This is a genomic window from Streptomyces sp. NPDC057010, assembly GCF_042673805.1.
In the GTDB taxonomy this organism is placed as follows: domain Bacteria; phylum Actinomycetota; class Actinomycetes; order Streptomycetales; family Streptomycetaceae; genus Streptomyces.
Window position 1 is genome coordinate 49,819 of the sequence record NZ_JBHUSC010000024.1, and the last position, 17,340, is coordinate 67,158.

Below are 17,340 nucleotides of genomic sequence, written 5' to 3' on the forward strand. Positions count from 1 at the left end.
GTGCGACTGAACGATCTCGACGAACGCATCGTGCACGCCCTCGCCGAGGACGCCCGCCGCTCCTACGCGGACATCGGCTCCGAGGTCGGGCTTTCGGCCCCGGCCGTGAAGCGGCGCGTGGACCGGCTGCGGGCGGAGGGGGCCATCACCGGCTTCACCGTCCGCGTCGATCCCGCCGCCATGGGCTGGGAGACCGAGGGCTTCATCGAGATCTACTGCCGCCACAACACCTCGCCGGACGACATCCGGCGAGGGTTGGAGCGGTACCCCGAGGTGGTGTCCGCGTCGACCGTCACCGGCGACGCGGACGCCCTCGTGCAGGTCTTCGCCTCCGACATGCGGCACTTCGAGCGGGTGCTGGAACGCATCGCGGGCGAACCGTTCGTGGAGCGCACCAAGTCGGTCCTGGTCCTCTCCCCCCTCCTGCGCCGCTTCACCTCGGGCGCCCCCGCCTAACCGGCGCCCCGGCCCCCCGGGCGCCCCCGCCTAACCGGCGCCCCGACCACCCTCGGGCGCCCCCGCCTAACCGGCGCCCCGACCACCCTCGGGCACACCCGCCTGACCGGCGCCCCGACCATCCTCGGGCACACCCGCCTGACCGGCGCCTCGACCACCCCGGGCGCCCCGGCCCACCCGGCGAGCACATCGCCGGGGCGCGCCCCGCCCGTCCGGGCGCATCCCGCCCCTCTGGGCGCATCCGGCCCCGGCCGGGCAAAAACCAGCCCCTCCGGCGTTTGAGGAGCGGGGTCCGGGGCGGAGCCCCGAATCCCTGAGCCGCACCGGCGAGCGAGCCGCACCCACCCACGGGGTCCCGGGGGCAGAGCCCCACGGGCCCGGCGGTCAGGCCTCCTTGGCGGGGGTCCGCAGGCCCACGAACACCGGCCGCCGCCGCAGCGTGAACCCCATCGCCTCATACAGCCGCACCGCGGACGTGTTGGCCGCCGCCGCATGCAGGAACGGTTCGTCCCCCCGCTCCCGCACCGCCAGCGCCACGGCCCGTATCAGCCGGGCCGCCACCCCCCGCCCCCGGTGCTCCGGATGCGTGCACACCGCGCTGATCTCCGACCACCCGGGCGGCCGCATCCGTTCCCCCGCCATCGCGACGAGCCGTCCCTCGTGCCGGATCCCGAGGTACGTGCCCAGCTCCACCGTGCGGTCCAGGAACGGCCCCGGCCGGGTCAGCTCGACCAGCTCCAGCATCTCCGGTACGTCGGCGGGCCCCAGCACCACCGCTTCCGGCGCCGCCTCGGCCCGTACCGCCCGGCCGTCCAGCTGTACGCCCGGCAGGTTCAGCACCGTCTCCCAGCCCGGCGGCGGTGTCGGCAGCCCCGTCAGCCAGACCTCCTCCCCGGGGCCCGCCAGCTCGGCGAGGTCCGCCCAGGCGCGCGGGTCCTCCGGATCGGCGAGCCCGGCCCACGGGGCGGTGTCCCCGGTGTAGCGGGCGGCCAGCCCCGCGGGTCCGTACTCGGCGAAGCCGCGGTGCGGCCCGGTCAGCGCGGCCCAGACCGGATTGTCGAGTACCTCGGCTACCTCGGCGGACATGGGTGCGGAGCTCCTTCCGTCGGTGCGGCGACCCGGTCGGTCGTCACCGCCTTCTTGACGGCCCCGTACGCCGCCATGAGACTGCGAGGGCGGCCAGGATTGGCCGGCGCCCCCAGCGGGAAGCGTAACCACCGCGGGGCGGGGCGGGATTGACGGGACGGGGGCGGGACCGGTGGACGAGGCCAGAACGGCGTACGCGGGGGCACAGACCCTCCGCCGCTGGTGGCTGACGCGGCGCCTCCACATCGACCTCCTCCGAGTCTGCAGCGCTTTCGGCCCCCGCGCCTGACGCCGCCGCCCAAGCCTCCCGGCCACCGCCCGCGCAGGCCTCCCGGTCACGGCTGCACGGTTACGTGGCCCCCGCCCGGCACCCGCCCCGCGTAGGCCTCCAGGCTGTGGCAGCACGGCCACGGGCCCACGCCCGGCACCCGCCCCGCGTAGGCCTCCAGGCTGTGGCAGCACGGCCACGGGCCCACGCCCGGCACCGCCCGGCGTAGGCCTCCCGGCCACCGCGGCCCGGCCACCGCGGCACGGCCACGGGCCCCCGCCCGGTACCGCCTGCGCAGGCGGTACCGCGGCACGGCCCGGGGCCCACGCCGGGCACTGACCGCGCCGCCTGCCGGGCTGCCCCGGTACGGCTCTCGGCCCCTGGGCCACGCCGCCCCCTCGGCTCACCCCAGACGGCCCCACGAGGGGCACCGGCACCCACCGCCCGCCCCTCGACAACCCCAGGCCCCGCCAGGATCCGACGCCGACCGCGCCGCGACCTGTGCTCGACCCCGGACGGCCCCCACAAGGAGCCCCGGGGCCGACCGCACCGTCCCCCCCGGTCGACTCCGCCGGCCCTCCGCCAGGAGTCCGGCCCGGCCCCTCCCGCCTCAGGAGAGTCATGTCGCACACCGTTCTGCCCCGCACCGCGCCCGCCCCCGAGCTGCGGGGCCGCCTCGGGGCCGGGTTCTCGCCGGTTCCGTACCGCTACCGCCTCTACCTCTCCGCCGGCTGTCCCCGCTCCCGGCAGGCGGCCGCCGCCCTCGCCGAGCTGGGGCTCGGGGACACCGTCCCCGCCACCCTCCTCGTCCCGGACACCGAGGCCCCCGCCGGACACACCGCGCTGCGCCTCGCCTACGAGGCCGCCGGGCACCACTTCGACGGCGACCTGACCGTCCCCGCCCTCGTCGACACCTGGAGCGGCCGCGTCGTCTCCAACCACACCCCCGACATCCTCGACGACCTGCGCTTCCTGGCCACCCACCCGGCCTTCCGCACCGGCCGGTAAGGGGGCCCGCAGGGCCTCCCGGGGACCCCGCGCAACGAATCACCGCCCCCGCCCGCCAACACGCAACGAATCGATGCGCGCAGCGCAACGGTCACGGCTTGTCCCGGTCGAACGCGCGAACGTACCGTCATATGGCCCCCACCCCTCCTGCCACAGAGGTCAGCCCATGCCCCCGCTGCGCACCGCACTCCTCCAGAGCTCCGGACGGCTCGGCGACACCGCCGAGAACCTCAAGGCGCTCGACGAGGCCGCGGAGCGCGCCGCACAGAGCGGGGCCGGGCTCCTCGTGACCTCGGAGATGTTCCTCACCGGCTACGCCCTGGCCCCCCAGGACATCGCCGGCCTCGCCGAACCGGCCGACGGCATGTCCGCCCGCGCCATCGGCGAGATCGCCCGCCGCCACGGGGTCGCCGTCCTGTACGGCTACCCCGAGCGGTCGGGCGAGGCCGTGTACAACGCGGCGCAGCTGATCGGCCCCGACGGCGCGCGCCTCGCGAACTACCGCAAGACGCACCTCTTCGGCTGCTTCGAACAGGACGCCTTCACCCCCGGCGACACCCCCGTCGTCCAGGCGGACCTCGGCGGCCTCCGCATCGGCATCATGATCTGCTACGACGTGGAGTTCCCCGAGAACGTCCGGGCGCACGCGCTCGCCGGCACCGACCTCCTCCTGGTGCCGACCGCGCAGATGCACCCGTTCCAGTTCGTCGCCGAACAGCTCGTCCCCGTACGGGCCTTCGAGAACCAGATGTACATCGCGTACGTCAACCGCACCGGTCCGGAAGGCGAGTTCGAGTTCGTCGGACTCAGCTGCCTGGCGAGCCCCGACGGGGTCACCCGCACCCGGGCCGGCCGCGGCGAGGAGCTGGTGTTCGGCGAGGCCGACCCCGAGCTGCTGCACGCGTCGCGCACGACCAACCCCTACCTGCGCGACCGCCGCCCCGGGCTCTACGCCTCCCTCGTCTGAAAAACCCCGCTTCCCGCCCCCCTCAGCTCTGCCGCAAGGAGACGTGGCCCCATGACGTCCACGGTGCCCACCACCGCCGTCCCGCACAGCGACGGACAGCCGCCGATCACCATGTTCGGTCCGGACTTCCCGTACGCGTACGACGACTTCCTCGCCCACCCGGCGGGCCTGGGCCAGATTCCGGCCACCGAGCACGGCACCGAGGTCGCCGTCATCGGCGGCGGACTGTCCGGCATCATCTCCGCGTACGAGCTGATGAAGATGGGCCTCAAGCCCGTCGTCTACGAGGCCGACCAGATCGGCGGCCGCCTGCGCACCGTCGGCTTCGAGGGCGCCGGCACCGAGGGCCTGACCGCGGAGATGGGTGCCATGCGCTTCCCGCCGTCCTCCACCGCCCTCCAGCACTACATCGACCTCGTCGGCCTGGTCACGGAGCCCTTCCCGAACCCGCTCGCCGAGTCGACCCCCTCCACGGTCGTCGACCTCAAGGGCGAGACGCACTACGCCGAGACCATCGCCGACCTCCCGCAGATCTACCGCGACGTCGCCGACGCGTGGAACGCCTGCCTCGACGAGGGCGCCGACTTCTCCGACATGAACACCGCGATGCGCGAGCGGGACGTCCCGCGCATCCGCGAGATCTGGGCGAAGCTCGTCGAGAAGCTCGACGACGAGACCTTCTACGGGTTCCTCTGCAAGTCGGAGGCCTTCCAGTCCTTCCGCAAGCGCGAGATCTTCGGCCAGGTCGGCTTCGGCACGGGCGGCTGGGACACCGACTTCCCGAACTCCATCCTGGAGATCCTGCGCGTCGTCTACACCGAGGCCGACGACCACCACCGCGGCATCGTGGGCGGCTCGCAGCAGCTGCCGGTGCGCCTGTGGGAGCGCGAGCCCGAGAAGATCGTCCACTGGGCGCAGGGCACCTCGCTGTCCTCCCTGCACGAGGGCACCCCGCGCCCGGCGGTGACCCGCCTGCACCGCACCGCCGGCAACCGCATCACGGTCACCGACGCCTCCGGCGACATCCGCACGTACCGCGCCGCGATCTTCACGGCGCAGTCCTGGATGCTCCTGTCGAAGATCGCGTGCGACGACACGCTCTTCCCGATCGACCACTGGACGGCGATCGAGCGCACCCACTACATGGAGTCCAGCAAGCTCTTCATCCCCGTCGACCGCCCGTTCTGGCTCGACAAGGACGAGGAGACGGGCCGCGACGTCATGTCGATGACCCTGACGGACCGCATGACCCGCGGCACCTACCTGCTGGACAACGGCCCGGACCAGCCGGCCGTCATCTGCCTGTCCTACACCTGGTGCGACGACAGCCTGAAGTGGCTGCCGCTGTCCGCGAACGAGCGGATGGAGGTCATGCTGAAGTCCCTCGGCGAGATCTACCCCAAGGTCGACATCCGCCGCCACGTCATCGGCAACCCGGTGACCGTGTCCTGGGAGAACGAGCCCTACTTCATGGGCGCGTTCAAGGCCAACCTGCCGGGCCACTACCGCTACCAGCGGCGCCTGTTCACCCACTTCATGCAGGACCGCCTCCCCGAGGACAAGCGCGGCATCTTCCTCGCGGGCGACGACATCTCCTGGACGGCCGGCTGGGCCGAGGGCGCCGTCCAGACCGCCCTCAACGCGGTCTGGGGCGTCATGCACCACCTCGGCGGCTCCACGGACGCCACCAACCCCGGCCCGGGCGACGTCTACGACGAGATCGCCCCGGTCGAACTCCCCGAGGACTGATCCTCCGGGATCCCCGGCCACGGGCCGCCCCCGCGCACGAGCGCGGCGGCGGCCCGTTCTCATGCCGTACGCGGGTTCCCGCGCCCGCCGTCACGCCCGTACGGGGACACAGGCGGTCGGCGTCAGCAGGCAGCGGCCGACCAGGCCGACGCCCGCGTCCAGCGATTCCCGGAACTCCTCGGCCAGCTCGGGGGAGCGGCGCAGCGTCCACAGCAGGCGGGCCGCCGCCCAGGCGCCCGCGCGGGCCCGGTCCAGGCTCCACGAGCCGACCAGGTGGGTCAGCGGGTCGGCGATCTCCAGGAGGTCCGGGCCCGGCATCAGCTCCTCCCGGATGTGTTCTTCCAGGGCGACCAGGGTGTCGCCCACCCGGTCGAAGTCGCCTTCGAGCGCGTCGGGCCCGCAGCCCAGGGCGTGGCACGTGGAGACCACCGCCAGCGCCAGGTCGTGCCCGATGTGCGCGTTGATCCCGGCCAGGGCGTGCTGGAGCGGGCGGATCCCGGGATGGCGGCGGTGCTGGAGCAGGGGCCGCCAGCAGGCCGGGGGCCGGTCGGCCTCCACCGCCGCGAGGTACCGCTCGGCGAACCGCACGCTCAGCGTCTCGGCCCGCCGCGGCGCCGGGAACCCGCCGTCCGCGATCCGCCGGTGCAGGGTCTGCGTCACCGTCAGGTAGACCCGGTTGAAGACGGCGACACCGTCCTGTGGCGGGAGCCGCTCGTCCAGGGCGCGCATCCGCGCCAGCACCGCTTCCATGAAGGGCAGGGTCGCAGGCCGCGCGGCGGATCCGGGGAGCTTGGCCGTGCGCTTCCCCGGTTCGGGCGAAACCGCGTCAACGCCCGCGTCAACGCGGCGTGTCCACGCCGTCCTGGTCGTCGTAGGCAGAGGTGCCGGCGTCCAGCAGCGGCTCCTGCCGCTTCAGGTGCGCGGGGGCGAAGTACCGCAGCGCGTGGTAGCCCGTGATCACCACGATCGTGCCGAGCGCGATGCCGCCCAGCTCGAAGCTGTCGGTGAGGTGCAGCTTGACCCCGCCCACGCCGATGATGATGCCCGCCGCGGCCGGCACCAGGTTCAGCGGATTGCGCAGGTCCACCCGCCCGTTGAGCCAGATCTGGGCGCCGAGCAGGCCGATCATCCCGTACAGGATGACGGTGATGCCGCCGAGCACTCCGCCCGGGATCGCGGCGACGACCGCGCCGAACTTGGGGCACAGCCCGAAGAGCAGCGCGAAGCCCGCCGCCGCCCAGTACGCCGCCGTGGAGTAGACCCGGGTCGCGGCCATCACGCCGATGTTCTCGGAGTAGGTGGTGTTCGGCGGGCCGCCGACCGCGGTGGACAGCATCGAGGCGGCGCCGTCGGCCGCGATGGCGGTACCCAGCTCGTCGTCCAGCGGGTCGCCGGTCATCTCGCCGACGGCCTTGATGTGACCGGCGTTCTCGGCGATCAGCGCGATCACCACGGGCAGCGCGATCAGGATCGCCGACCACTCGAAGGCCGGCGCGTGGAAGGACGGCAGTCCGATCCAGTCCGCCTTGCCGACCCCGGACAGGTCGAGGCGCCAGTGGTCCACGGCCTCCGCGCCGCCCGCGGGGGAGTGGATCCGGCCGAAGAGCAGATCGAAGATCCAGGAGATCCCGTACCCGAAGACCAGCCCGAGGAAGATCGCGATCCGCGACCAGAACCCGCGCAGGCAGACCACCGCGAGCCCCGTGAACAGCATCGTCAGCAGCGCGGTCCACTGGTCCTGCGGCCAGTACGTCGAGGCCGTCACCGGCGCCAGGTTGAAGCCGATCAGCATCACCACCGCGCCCGTGACCACCGGCGGCATCGCCGCGTGGATGATCCGCGCGCCGAAGCGCTGCACGGCCAGACCGGCCAGGAACAGCGCCGCGCCGACGACGAAGACGGCGCCGGTCACGACCGCGCTGTCCCCGCCCGAGGCGCGGATCGCCGCGGCGACGCCGACGAAGGAGAGCGAGCAGCCCAGGTAGGACGGGACCCGGCCGCGCGTCGCGAGGAGGAAGATCACCGTCGCGATGCCGGACATCATGATGGCGAGGTTCGGGTCCAGACCCATCAGCACCGGCGCGACGAAGCTCGCGCCGAACATCGCCACGACGTGCTGGGCGCCGAGCCCCGCGGTCCGCGGCCACGAAAGCCGCTCGTCCGGCCGCACCACCGCGCCGGGGGCGGGGGTCCGCCCGTCTCCGTGCAGGGTCCAGCGCACGCCGAGGCCCATGGTCCACCACTTCCGTTTCGTCAGCCGGTCGGGCATCCAAGGCCGCACGGCGTCGGTTCACGGCGCGGGCCGGCACCGATTTTACGGCCGTATCGCGGCGGGCTCGTCCCGATTGGGCAGGTCAGCCCCCTGTCCGGGGGTCTTCTGGCGCAGTACGGAGGCCCCCGCCACCAACGCGAACGCCAGCAGGGTGACCAGCCCGAAGGAGACCACGAGCGAGCTCGCGTCGGCCACGGCCCCGATCGCCGACGGCGCGATCAGCCCCGACGTGTACGTGATCGTCGCGACGCCCGCGATGGCCTGCGCCGGGGCCGGCCCGCTGCGCGCCGCGGCCGCGAAGGCCAGCGGGACCACCACCGCCACGCCCATCCCGATCAGCCCGAAGCCGGCCAGCGCCGCCGCGGGATGCCGGGCCGTCACCACGAGCAGCCCGCCCGCCGTCGCGAACGCCCCGCCCACCCGGACCGTGCGCACGGCCCCGAACCGGTCCACCACCCGGTCCCCGGCGAGCCGGACGACCGCCATGGTCAGCGCGAAGGCGGTGGTGGAGGCCGCAGCCAGACCGGCGTCGGTGTTCAGCACGTCCCGCAGGTAGACCGCCGACCAGTCCAGGCTCGCGCCCTCCGCGAAGACCGCGCAGAACCCGATCCCCCCGATGAGCACCGCGGACTTCGGCGGCAGCGCGAAGTGCGCCGGAGCCTCCGCGTCCGGGGCGGCCTTCAGATCCAGCACCCCCCTTACGGCGACCAGCCCGGCCGCGGTGAGCGCCAGCGCGGCGATCAGGTGGTGCAGCCGCGCGTCGGCCCCCGCGTGCGCGGCGACGGTACCGGCGGCCGAGCCGAGGAGCGCGCCCACGCTCCACATGCCGTGCAGCGAGGACATGATCGAGCGCCGCAGCCGGTTCTCGGTCTCCACGCCGAGCGCGTTCATCGCCACGTCCGACATGCCGGAGGTGGCTCCGTAGACGAACAGCGCGAAGCAGAGCGTGGGCAGGTTCGGGGCGAGGCTCGGGAGGACGAGGGAGAGGGTCCACAGGGCCAGCAGTCCGCGCAGGGCGGCGCGGGCGCCGAAACGGTGGTTGATCCGCCCGGCCAGCGGCATCGCGAGCGCCGCGCCCAGGGCGGGGAAGGCGAGGGCGAGCCCCAGGGTGCCGGCGCCGAGCTGGGCGTGTTCCTGGATCCAGGGGATGCGGGTGGCGAAGGAGCCGGTCACCGCACCGTGGGCGCAGAAGACGGCGGCGATCGCGAAACGGGCATGGCGCAGGCGCGCCGGGCTGAGGTCGGTGTCCCCGGTCATGACAGCTAAACTATCAGGGAGCCTGCCTGATAGTTAGTGGATACGACTCCCTAGGATGGCGCCGTGACCTCTGCCCTCTCCCCCGCCTCGCCGAGCACGGCCCGCGCCATCAACGACCGCCTCGCCCTGCAACTCCTGCAGGAGGCGGGTCCGCTGACGGCCACCCAGCTCAAGACCATGACCGGCCTCTCCCGCCCCTCCGTCGCCGACCTCGTCGACCGGCTCACCGGCGCCGGACTGATCGAGGTCGTCGGGGAATCGGGCGAACAGCGGCGCGGCCCCAACGCCAAGCTCTACGGGATCGTCGCCCGCCGGGCCCACCTCGCCGCCCTCGACGTACGCACCGACAGCGTCACCGCCGTCGTCACCGACCTCCTCGGCCGGCCCCTCGCCGAGGCCGCCCTGCCCGTCGGAGCCCCCGAGGACGCGGTGGCGGCCCTGCTGCGGACCGCCCGCGAGGCCGGCGCCGACGAGCTGCACACCGTCGTCATCGGCGCCCCCGGCCTCGTCGCCCCGGCCACCGGTGAACTCCGCGACAGCATCGGCCTGCCCGCCTGGCACCGGGACCTGGTGACGGCCCTCCAGCGCGGCCTGCCCGCCGTGGTGATCGTCGAGAACGAGACCAACCTGGCAGCCCTCGCCGAGCAGCGCCTGGGCGTCGCGCGCGACCTCGACTCCTTCGTCCTGCTGTGGCTCGGCGCCGGGGTGGGCGCCGCCGTGGTCCTGGACGGCCGGCTGCGCCGGGGCGCCTCCGGCGGGGCCGGCGAGATCGGCTTCCTCCCGGTCCCGGGCACCGGCGCCCTGCCCTCGGCCACCGACTGCGGCGGCGGCTTCCACGCCCTCGCGGGCCGGGACGCCGTGACGGCCCTGGCCGCGGAACACGGGTTCACGGGCCCGGCGGAGGAGGCCGTGGCGGGAGCCGCGGGGGAGGCCTTCCTCGAAGCCCTGGCCGAACGCCTGGCCCTCGGCGCGGCAGCGGTCACCGCCGTCCTGGACCCGGGCTGCGTGGTCCTGGCGGGCGAACTGGGCCGCGCGGGCGGCCCCGCCCTGGCCGCCCGGGTCGCCCACCGCCTGACCACCCTGACCCCGGTACCGACCGCGGTCCGCGCCACGACCCTGGGCGGCTCCGCCATCCTGTCGGGAGCCCGGGAGGCCGCACGCGAGGCGGCGCAGGAGGCCGTGTTCGGGACGTGAGCGCCCCTGGTTGGGTCGATGCCGCAGCCTCCGTTTACCATCGCGAAGCTGGTTTCAGGCGCGATGAAGGATCCGAGGTAGGGGCATGGCGGGCACGGGCACGGGCACGGGTGCGGCGATACCGGTGGCGCCGGAGCAGCCGTCCGCCCCGGCGGCGCCGGTGGAGCGGGTGCACCGGCTGCAAAGGATCATGGCGGGGGCGGCCGTTCTCCTCGCGGCCCTCGTGGCGGGTTGGGGGCTGCTGTCGCCGCTCGGGGTGATCCTCTTCCCCCCGTTCGTGGCGATCGCCTGGACCGTTTTCATCCGGGAACGCAACGGCTTCGAGATGCTGTGCCTCGGAGTCGGCCTGGGCGTCTGCGTGTTCGGCGTCGTGCTGGCCTGCTTCGGCACCTTCGCCTTCATCCCGTCCGCCCTGATCCTGCTGATGGCCCGTGTCGCAGACCCCCGCCGGCGGCCGGTGCTCGCCCGGGCGCTGGCAGGCATCACCGCGGCGGTCGTCGCCGCCGCGCTGACGGGGGCCGGCTGGCTCGCGTACGACGTCTGGCGCGTGGGAGGGCCCGGCTCGTCCACGTCGTACGAGGAAGGCTTCGGATACTGACCCACCGGTTCGGGACGCGGCGGTCCTGCCGCTACCGGCCCCGCCCCGCCGCGAACTCCGCGAACGTGCCCCGCCCCGTCGCCCGGGACGGGCACAGGTGGCCGCCCCGGCGGAAGCCCGCGTAGGCCTTGCCCGCCAGGGGGAACAGGAGGATCCGGCGGTGGCGGCCCGTGGCCTCCAGGTAGGCGCGGGCCACGTCCGGAAGGCTGTGGACCTCCGGGCCGCCCATGTCCGGGACGCGGCCCGACGGGGTCGGGACCGCGAGTTCCGCCAGGCGGTCCGCGACCTCCTCGACGGCGATCGGCTGTACCCGGAGCCCCTTCGGCAGCGGCAGGACCGGCAGCTTCGCCGCCTTGTCGACCACCTGCGCGACGAAGTCGTGGAACTGCGTCGTCCGCAGGATCGTCACGCCCAGCCCGGACTCCTCCAGCAGCCGCTCCACCCTCAGCTTCGTCTCGTAGTAGCGCAGCGGGACCTCGTCCACCCCGACGATCGAGATGTAGACGATGTTCCGGACGGTCCCCGCCCGGCGGGCGGCCTCGATCAGGTGCCGCGCGGCCGTCTCGTCGCCCCTGCCCCCGTACCGCGTGTCGCTCGCGCAGTGCACGACCACCTCCGCGCCCGCCATCGCCGCGCCCAGCCCGCTGCCGTCCCGCAGGTCGACGGGGTGGTCCGGGGCGTGCCGGCTCAGGACGCGGACCTCGTGGCCCGCCGCGCCGAGCCGCCCGCTGACGAGACTTCCGACGATTCCGGTGCCTCCGGTGACCAGGATGGTGCTCATGGTGTCGTCCTCCGCTGGGTTCGATCGGGTGCCTTCACCAGCGGAGACCGGACAGCCCTCAGGAATGTGACAGCTGCCGCCGGAGGAATTCCAGCTTCTGCGGATTGACCACCGTGCTCATGCCGCTGACCAGCCCGTTCTCGAATTCGACCAGGAGGACCGCCCCGTCGCCGAAGAGCAGCGCCGGTGCTCCGTTGACCTCCGCGAACGTGATCGGCACGCCCGCCACGTACTTCTCCAGCGCCCCGATCGCGAAGCGGGCCACGTTGTTCCGGCCCGTGATCGGCCGCCTGGCCGCATTGACGACCCCGCCGCCGTCCGACACGTACCGGACGTCGGCGCTCAGCAGGCTCTCCAGCCGGGCCAGGTCCCCGCTGCGCGCGGCGGTCAGGAAGGACTCGACCAGGCCGTGCCACTGCGCCGGGTCCGGTGCGAAGCGCCGCTCCGGAGTGCCCGCCGCCACCCGGGCCGCCGCCCGGCGGTAGACCTGCCGGCAGTTGGCCTCGGTGAGGTCGAGCAGTTCGGCGATCTCCCGGTGTCCGTACGCGAAGGCCTCGCGCAGCACGTACACCGCCCGCTCCGCCGGCGTGAGCTGCTCCAGCAGGACCAGCAGGGCCATGGACACGCCCTCCCGCTGCTCCGCGGACTCCAGCGGGCCCAGCGCTCCGCCCCCGGTGAGGACCGGTTCCGGGAGCCAGGGGCCGACGTACTCCTCGCGCCGGGCCCGCGCCGAGGTGAGGTTGTTGAGGCACAGGCGGGTGACGGCCTTGGCCAGCCAGGCCCCGGGGCGCTCGATGCCGCTGCGGTCGGCGGCGCTCCAGCGCAGGTAGGCCTCCTGCACGGTGTCCTCGGCCTCGGCGGCGGAGCCGAGCATCCGGTAGGCGATGCCGAACATCCGGGGCCGGTGTTCCTCGAAGTCCGCGACGGCTGCGGCGGCATGGGTGCTCACCCCCGAAGCGTAGACACGTGCGAGGACCCGGTGGCCGCCGGGCCACCGGGTCCTCACGTCTCGTGCGCTTCACCCACCGGGTGTCAGCAGGCGCCCAGGTCCTTCCAGACGCCCCACTCGCCCGTGGTGCCGGGCTCCTCGTTCTGCGTCCACCACTGGGCCTTCCAGTTGTGGCTCTTGTGGGAGACGACGTTGCCGCTGTTGTAGACAGTGCCCGCCGCGTACGCCGGGTTGGTGCAGGTCCCGCCCGGCGGCGTGGTCGGCGGCGTGGTCGGGGGAGTGGTCGGCGGGGTGGTGGGAGGCGTGGTCGGAGGCTGGGTGCCGCCGGGCTCCGTCACCGTGGTGCCGCGCGCCAGGTCCCCGGCGAGGGCGTAGGTGGTGCCGGAGATGGTCACGGTCCAGTTGGAGGGCGTGGACACCGGCAGGTAGTAGTTGAAGGCCAGGTCGACGGAGGCGCCCGGGGCCAGCGTCTGCCAGGCCGGGAGCTTGAGGGAGACCCGCTGGAAGTCGCCCTTCAGGCCGCCGACGTTGGTGCCGGTGTGGCCGCTGCTGATCACCGTCGTGCCGAAGCCGGACTGGTCGGAGGCGTTGTTCGGGGCCGAGGTGCCGTAGTCGAACCGGAACTCGGTGCCGCCGGGCAGCGTGCTCTTCGTGTTGTTGGTGATCTTGAGCTTCGGGGTGATCGGGTAGTTGGAGTCGCCCAGCTTGAACTCGGTGAACTCCGTCCTGATGTCCACGGCCTGGGCGGGCAGGGCGGCGCCCGCCTTGTTCGCGCCGTACGGGGCGGCGGCCTTGAACTTGTCGTACATCAGGGTGGTGAGCGTGCTGCCCATCTCGTACTGGCCCTTGGCCGCGTTGTAGGCGTAGTCGCCCGCCAGCTCCCAGACCATCGTGCCGCCGATGCCCTTGTTCACCACGTAGTCGGCCTTGGCGGCCACCGACTGCTCGTCCTCCGTCGACAGGAAGACCTTCTTCTGGGCGTTCCACAGCCACGGCGCCACCAGCGTGGAGTCGTACTTGCGGGCGTAGGTGCCGGTCAGCGTGGTGTTCGCCGGGAAGCCGTACTTCGTGACGTAGTCGCCGACGACGCCCTTCTCCAGGTTCTTGGCGTGCCACATCGGGTTGGAGCCCGCGGGGGACTCGGCCCCGTTGGTGTCCTTGTCGTGCCACAGGTTGTCGATGCCGACCGCGCCGTCGCCGCACTTGGTCAGGCCCGCTCCGGCCGGGCAGGTCGTCGCGGGGGCCTTGCCCCACAGGCCGTCCGTGCCGCCCTGCACGTTCTTGAAGCCGCGGGTGTAGTACGGCAGGCCGATGTTGATGCGCCCGCCGGGCATGGAGCCGCGGAAGTAGTGGTACGCCCAGTCGGTGTTGAGGTAGCCGATGCCGCCGTACTGGGAGGTGGAGTAGACGCCGGCCGCCGCCAGTTCGGCGTCCTTGCCGTCGTCGAAGAGCGAGGCGTTGGGGCCGACGTACTCGTTCCAGGCGCCGTGCAGGTCGTAGGACATGATGTTGACGTAGTCCAGGTACTTCTGCATCTGGAACGTCTCCATGCCGCGCAGCAGGTAGCCGGAGGAGGGGGCGGCGACGGAGAGCAGGTAGTGCTTGCCGTCGGCGGCGCCCGCGCGGTCGAGCCTCTCGCGCAGCGACTTCATCAGGGCGGCGTAGCCCTGGACCAGCCCGGCGCGCCGCGCGTTGGACAGCTGCCAGTCCAGCGGGTTGCCCGCGTCCTTCATGGTGGTCGGGTACTCGTAGTCGATGTCGACGCCGTTGAACCCGTACTTGCGGATGAACTCGACGGAGGAGTCGGCGAAGGTGTCGATGCCGGCCTGGTTGACCGAGCCGTCCGCGTTGGTGGCCATCGAGTAGAAGCCGCCGGAGGCGACGCGGTTGCCGTCGTCCCCGAAGTAGCCGCCGGTCTCCGCCCAGCCGCCGACGGAGACGAGCGTCTTGACGTTCGGGTACTGCTTCTTGAACTTGGTCAGCAGGTTGAAGTGGCCCTTGTAGGGGAGGGCCGGGTCCATCTCGGCGCCCGCCACGCCCGGCCAGGTCTTTCCGGTGGCGGCGTTGTTCGCGTTGTCCGCACCGACCGAGATCTTGTTGTCCGCGCCCACGTGGGCGAAGGCGTAGTTCAGGTGGGTGACCTTGGACCACGGAATGTTGTTCGCCAGGTAGGCGGGCTCGCCGTTGCTGCCGTCGCGCCAGCCGGTGAAGTAACCGATGACGCGGCGCTGGTGGTCGGCGCCCATCTTCTCGCGGCCTTCGGAGTCGTAGACCGAGCAGTACGGGACGTCGACGCCGGCCGTTTTGTACAGCCCGTCGGGGCGACACGACTCGTTGTCGGCAGCGTGCGAGACGCCCGCCGAGAGCCCGCCCACCAGCAGTCCGGCGATTGCGGCGCCGGATGCCAGGAGCATCGCTCTCGTACGTGTGGGGGACAGCATGGTGCCTCCTGGGGAGGGGAGGATGGCAGGACACATCAGGACACAACAGGCAGAAAGGTGGCGCGTGTTGGCCCGTGACGTGCGCACATCTGACGGGCTGTTCCCGGGGGAAGATGAAGGGAACGTTAAGAGGACTAGACCAACCCGTCAATAGGTCTGGACCAACCCCCGGTCCACTTGATCGACTCCCCGAAGAAGCCCCCCGCTGTGAGCCAGCCCACACCCCATCACCTGCATGGCCGCCGATCACCCGTGGCAGACTGGCTTCAGTACCAGTAGCAGCGCACTCCGGGGTCGGTGTAATTCCGAACCGGCGGTTATAGTCCGCGACCCGTCCGCAGCCAGCGGCCGGTTGACCAGGTGAGATTCCTGGACCGACGGTTAAAGTCCGGATGGGAGGCAGTGCGCGGCGGGCCAGTCACCGGTACGCCGCCGTCGGCGGTTCGTCGGCATATCCCCAGGGATGTGCCCGATCGGACCGTTTTCCGGCCTCGGCGCCCCCGTGTGAGCTGTACCGCTTCATCTGTCGTATCCCGACAGGCCCCGGAGTCCGTGCCCGATGAGGCAGGAGGACCCGGTGGCGACACACGCCGCGCACGCAGCACCCGACGCGGGCACCCGCGCCATGCGCCGAGCCATCGAGCTCGCCGCCCGCGGACTCGGTTCCACCAGCCCCAACCCGGTCGTCGGCTGCGTCATCACCGATGCCTCGGGCACCGTCGTCGGCGAAGGCTGGCACCAGCGGGCAGGCGGCCCGCACGCCGAGGTCCACGCCCTGCGCGCGGCAGGAAGCGCCGCCCGCGGCGGCACCGCCTACGTCACCCTCGAACCCTGCAACCACACCGGCCGTACGGGACCCTGCGCCCAGGCCCTCATCGAGGCCGGCATCGCCCGCGTGGTCTACGCCGTCTCCGACCCGAACCCGCAGGCCAGCGGTGGTGGAGCCACCCTGCGCGCCGCCGGGATCGAGACCGGGGCCGGGCTGCTGGAGCAGGAGGCCGAGGCAGGGAACGCCGCCTGGCTGACCTCCGTGCGCCTGGGCCGCCCGTACGTCCTGTGGAAGTACGCCGCGACCCTCGACGGCAGGATCGCCGCCGCCGACGGCACCAGCCGCTGGATCAGCTCCCCCGAGTCCCGCGCCGACGTCCACCGGCTGCGCGCCGAGGCCGACGCCGTCGTCGTCGGCTCCGGCACCCTGCGCGCCGACGACCCGCACCTCGCCGTACGCGGCATCGAAGGGGCCGACCAGCCGCTGCGCGTCGTCCTGGACACCCACGCCACCATCCGGCCCACCGCCCGCGTCCTCGACGAGGCCGCCCCCACCCTGATCGCCGTCGCCGAGGACGCCGACACCCGCCACCTCGCCGGGGTGGAGCTGGCCCGGCTCCCGTACGACAAGTACGGGATCTCCGTGGACGCGCTCCTCGCCGAGCTGCACCGGCGCGGGGTCCGCTCCGTCCTCCTCGAAGGCGGCCCGACCCTCGCCGGCGCCTTCGTCGCCGCGGGCGCCGTCGACAAGGTCGTCGGCTACCTCGCCCCCGTCCTCCTCGGCGCGGGCCCCGCCGCCCTCGCCGACGCCGGCATCACCACCATCTCCGACGCGCTCCGGCTCGAGATCACCGAGACCGTCCGCATCGGCACGGACATCCGCATCACCGCCGTCCCCGCGGCTCCCTCCGTCACCACAGCCCTCAAGGAGCACTGAAGTGTTCACCGGAATCGTCGAAGAACTGGGCGAGGTCACCGCCGTCGAGCAGCTGGAAGAGGCCTCCCGCTTCCGCCTGCGCGGCCCCGTCGTCACCGAGGGCGCCAAGCACGGCGACTCCATCGCCGTCAACGGCGTCTGCCTGACCGTCGTGGAGACCGCCGACGGCGAGTTCACCGCCGACGTCATGCAGGAGACCCTCAACCGCTCCAGCCTCGGCGCCCTCACCAAGGGCTCCCGGGTCAACCTGGAGCGCCCCATGGCCCTCGGCGGACGGCTCGGCGGCCACCTCGTCCAGGGGCACGTCGACGGCACCGGCGAGATCCTCTCCCGGACCCCCTCCGAGCACTGGGAGCTCGTCAAGGTCGCCCTCCCGGCGAACCTCTCGCGCTACGTCGTAGAGAAGGGCTCCATCACCGTCGACGGCGTCAGCCTCACCGTCGTCGAGGCCGCCGCCGACTGGTTCACCATCAGCCTCATCCCCACCACCCTCGCGCTGACCACGCTCGGCATCAAGCAGCCCGGTGACCCGGTCAACCTTGAGGTCGACGTCCTCGCCAAGTACGTCGAGCGGCTGCTCGGCGCGGACCGGGAGGCGGGCCGGTGAGC

Annotated in this window: 15 protein-coding genes and 1 riboswitch; of the genes, 8 read left to right on the top strand and 7 right to left on the bottom strand. The window is 73.0% G+C overall.

Annotated features, from left to right (window positions below; all coding sequences use genetic code 11):
* Window positions 1-456 carry an Lrp/AsnC family transcriptional regulator gene (locus tag ACFTXQ_RS20840; protein ID WP_007262967.1) on the top strand — a complete coding sequence of 152 codons (456 nt, stop codon included), beginning with the start codon at window positions 1-3 and terminating at the stop codon, window positions 454-456.
* A 384-nt stretch (window positions 457-840) separates the two neighbouring features.
* Here ACFTXQ_RS20840 and ACFTXQ_RS20845 read toward each other — a convergent pair whose 3' ends face one another.
* The gene (locus tag ACFTXQ_RS20845) at window positions 841-1,542 is read right to left on the bottom strand and encodes a GNAT family N-acetyltransferase (RefSeq protein WP_382642792.1); all 702 of its coding nucleotides are present in this window, start codon (window positions 1,540-1,542) and stop codon (window positions 841-843) included.
* 889 nt (window positions 1,543-2,431) lie between these two features.
* Between ACFTXQ_RS20845 and ACFTXQ_RS20850 the strand changes: the two genes are divergently transcribed.
* From ACFTXQ_RS20850 to ACFTXQ_RS20860, 3 genes are all read left to right on the top strand, one after another.
* Window positions 2,432-2,818 (top strand): hypothetical protein, encoded by a 387-nt coding sequence (locus tag ACFTXQ_RS20850; RefSeq protein ID WP_382642794.1) that lies wholly within the window; start codon window positions 2,432-2,434, stop codon window positions 2,816-2,818.
* A 166-nt stretch (window positions 2,819-2,984) separates the two neighbouring features.
* Complete coding sequence (locus ACFTXQ_RS20855) at window positions 2,985-3,785, top strand: carbon-nitrogen hydrolase family protein (RefSeq protein ID WP_382642796.1); 801 nt, start codon at window positions 2,985-2,987, stop codon at window positions 3,783-3,785.
* 51 nt (window positions 3,786-3,836) lie between these two features.
* A complete protein-coding gene (locus tag ACFTXQ_RS20860) occupies window positions 3,837-5,534 on the top strand; it encodes a flavin monoamine oxidase family protein (protein WP_382642798.1) in 1,698 nt (565 codons plus the stop codon).
* A gap of 90 nt (window positions 5,535-5,624) precedes the next feature.
* On the opposite strand, the gene ACFTXQ_RS20865 is transcribed toward ACFTXQ_RS20860, so the two are convergent.
* The 3 genes from ACFTXQ_RS20865 to ACFTXQ_RS20875 all read right to left on the bottom strand — a co-directional run bounded on the left by ACFTXQ_RS20865 (window position 5,625) and on the right by ACFTXQ_RS20875 (window position 9,063).
* Window positions 5,625-6,284 (bottom strand): DUF5995 family protein, encoded by a 660-nt coding sequence (locus tag ACFTXQ_RS20865; RefSeq protein WP_382642800.1) that lies wholly within the window; start codon window positions 6,282-6,284, stop codon window positions 5,625-5,627.
* 88 nt (window positions 6,285-6,372) lie between these two features.
* Window positions 6,373-7,767 (bottom strand): uracil-xanthine permease family protein, encoded by a 1,395-nt coding sequence (locus ACFTXQ_RS20870; protein WP_382642869.1) that lies wholly within the window; start codon window positions 7,765-7,767, stop codon window positions 6,373-6,375.
* A gap of 81 nt (window positions 7,768-7,848) precedes the next feature.
* Entirely contained in the window at window positions 7,849-9,063 is a 1,215-nt protein-coding gene (locus tag ACFTXQ_RS20875; RefSeq protein WP_382642802.1) for an MFS transporter, read from the bottom strand.
* Between the two features lie 63 nt (window positions 9,064-9,126).
* Between ACFTXQ_RS20875 and ACFTXQ_RS20880 the strand changes: the two genes are divergently transcribed.
* Entirely contained in the window at window positions 9,127-10,257 is a 1,131-nt protein-coding gene (locus tag ACFTXQ_RS20880; RefSeq protein WP_382642804.1) for an ROK family transcriptional regulator, read from the top strand.
* 85 nt (window positions 10,258-10,342) lie between these two features.
* Window positions 10,343-10,855 (top strand): hypothetical protein, encoded by a 513-nt coding sequence (locus ACFTXQ_RS20885; RefSeq protein WP_382642806.1) that lies wholly within the window; start codon window positions 10,343-10,345, stop codon window positions 10,853-10,855.
* 31 nt (window positions 10,856-10,886) lie between these two features.
* On the opposite strand, the gene ACFTXQ_RS20890 is transcribed toward ACFTXQ_RS20885, so the two are convergent.
* The 3 genes from ACFTXQ_RS20890 to ACFTXQ_RS20900 form a co-directional block, all read right to left on the bottom strand.
* Complete coding sequence (locus ACFTXQ_RS20890; protein ID WP_382642808.1) at window positions 10,887-11,636, bottom strand: SDR family oxidoreductase; 750 nt, start codon at window positions 11,634-11,636, stop codon at window positions 10,887-10,889.
* Between the two features lie 58 nt (window positions 11,637-11,694).
* Window positions 11,695-12,585, bottom strand: a complete 891-nt coding sequence (sigJ, locus tag ACFTXQ_RS20895) for an RNA polymerase sigma factor SigJ (protein ID WP_382642810.1) — start codon at window positions 12,583-12,585, stop codon at window positions 11,695-11,697.
* Between the two features lie 83 nt (window positions 12,586-12,668).
* Entirely contained in the window at window positions 12,669-15,026 is a 2,358-nt protein-coding gene (locus ACFTXQ_RS20900; protein WP_382642812.1) for a chitinase C-terminal domain-containing protein, read from the bottom strand.
* A gap of 279 nt (window positions 15,027-15,305) precedes the next feature.
* Window positions 15,306-15,436: riboswitch (FMN riboswitch) on the top strand.
* 149 nt (window positions 15,437-15,585) lie between these two features.
* On the opposite strand from ACFTXQ_RS20900, the gene ribD reads away from it, so the two are divergent.
* A complete protein-coding gene (gene ribD / locus ACFTXQ_RS20905; RefSeq protein WP_382642814.1) occupies window positions 15,586-16,731 on the top strand; it encodes a bifunctional diaminohydroxyphosphoribosylaminopyrimidine deaminase/5-amino-6-(5-phosphoribosylamino)uracil reductase RibD in 1,146 nt (381 codons plus the stop codon).
* Window position 16,732: 1 nt separating this feature from the next.
* The gene (locus ACFTXQ_RS20910) at window positions 16,733-17,338 is read left to right on the top strand and encodes a riboflavin synthase (protein WP_382642816.1); all 606 of its coding nucleotides are present in this window, start codon (window positions 16,733-16,735) and stop codon (window positions 17,336-17,338) included.
* The last annotated feature ends 2 nt before the right edge of the window (window positions 17,339-17,340 follow it).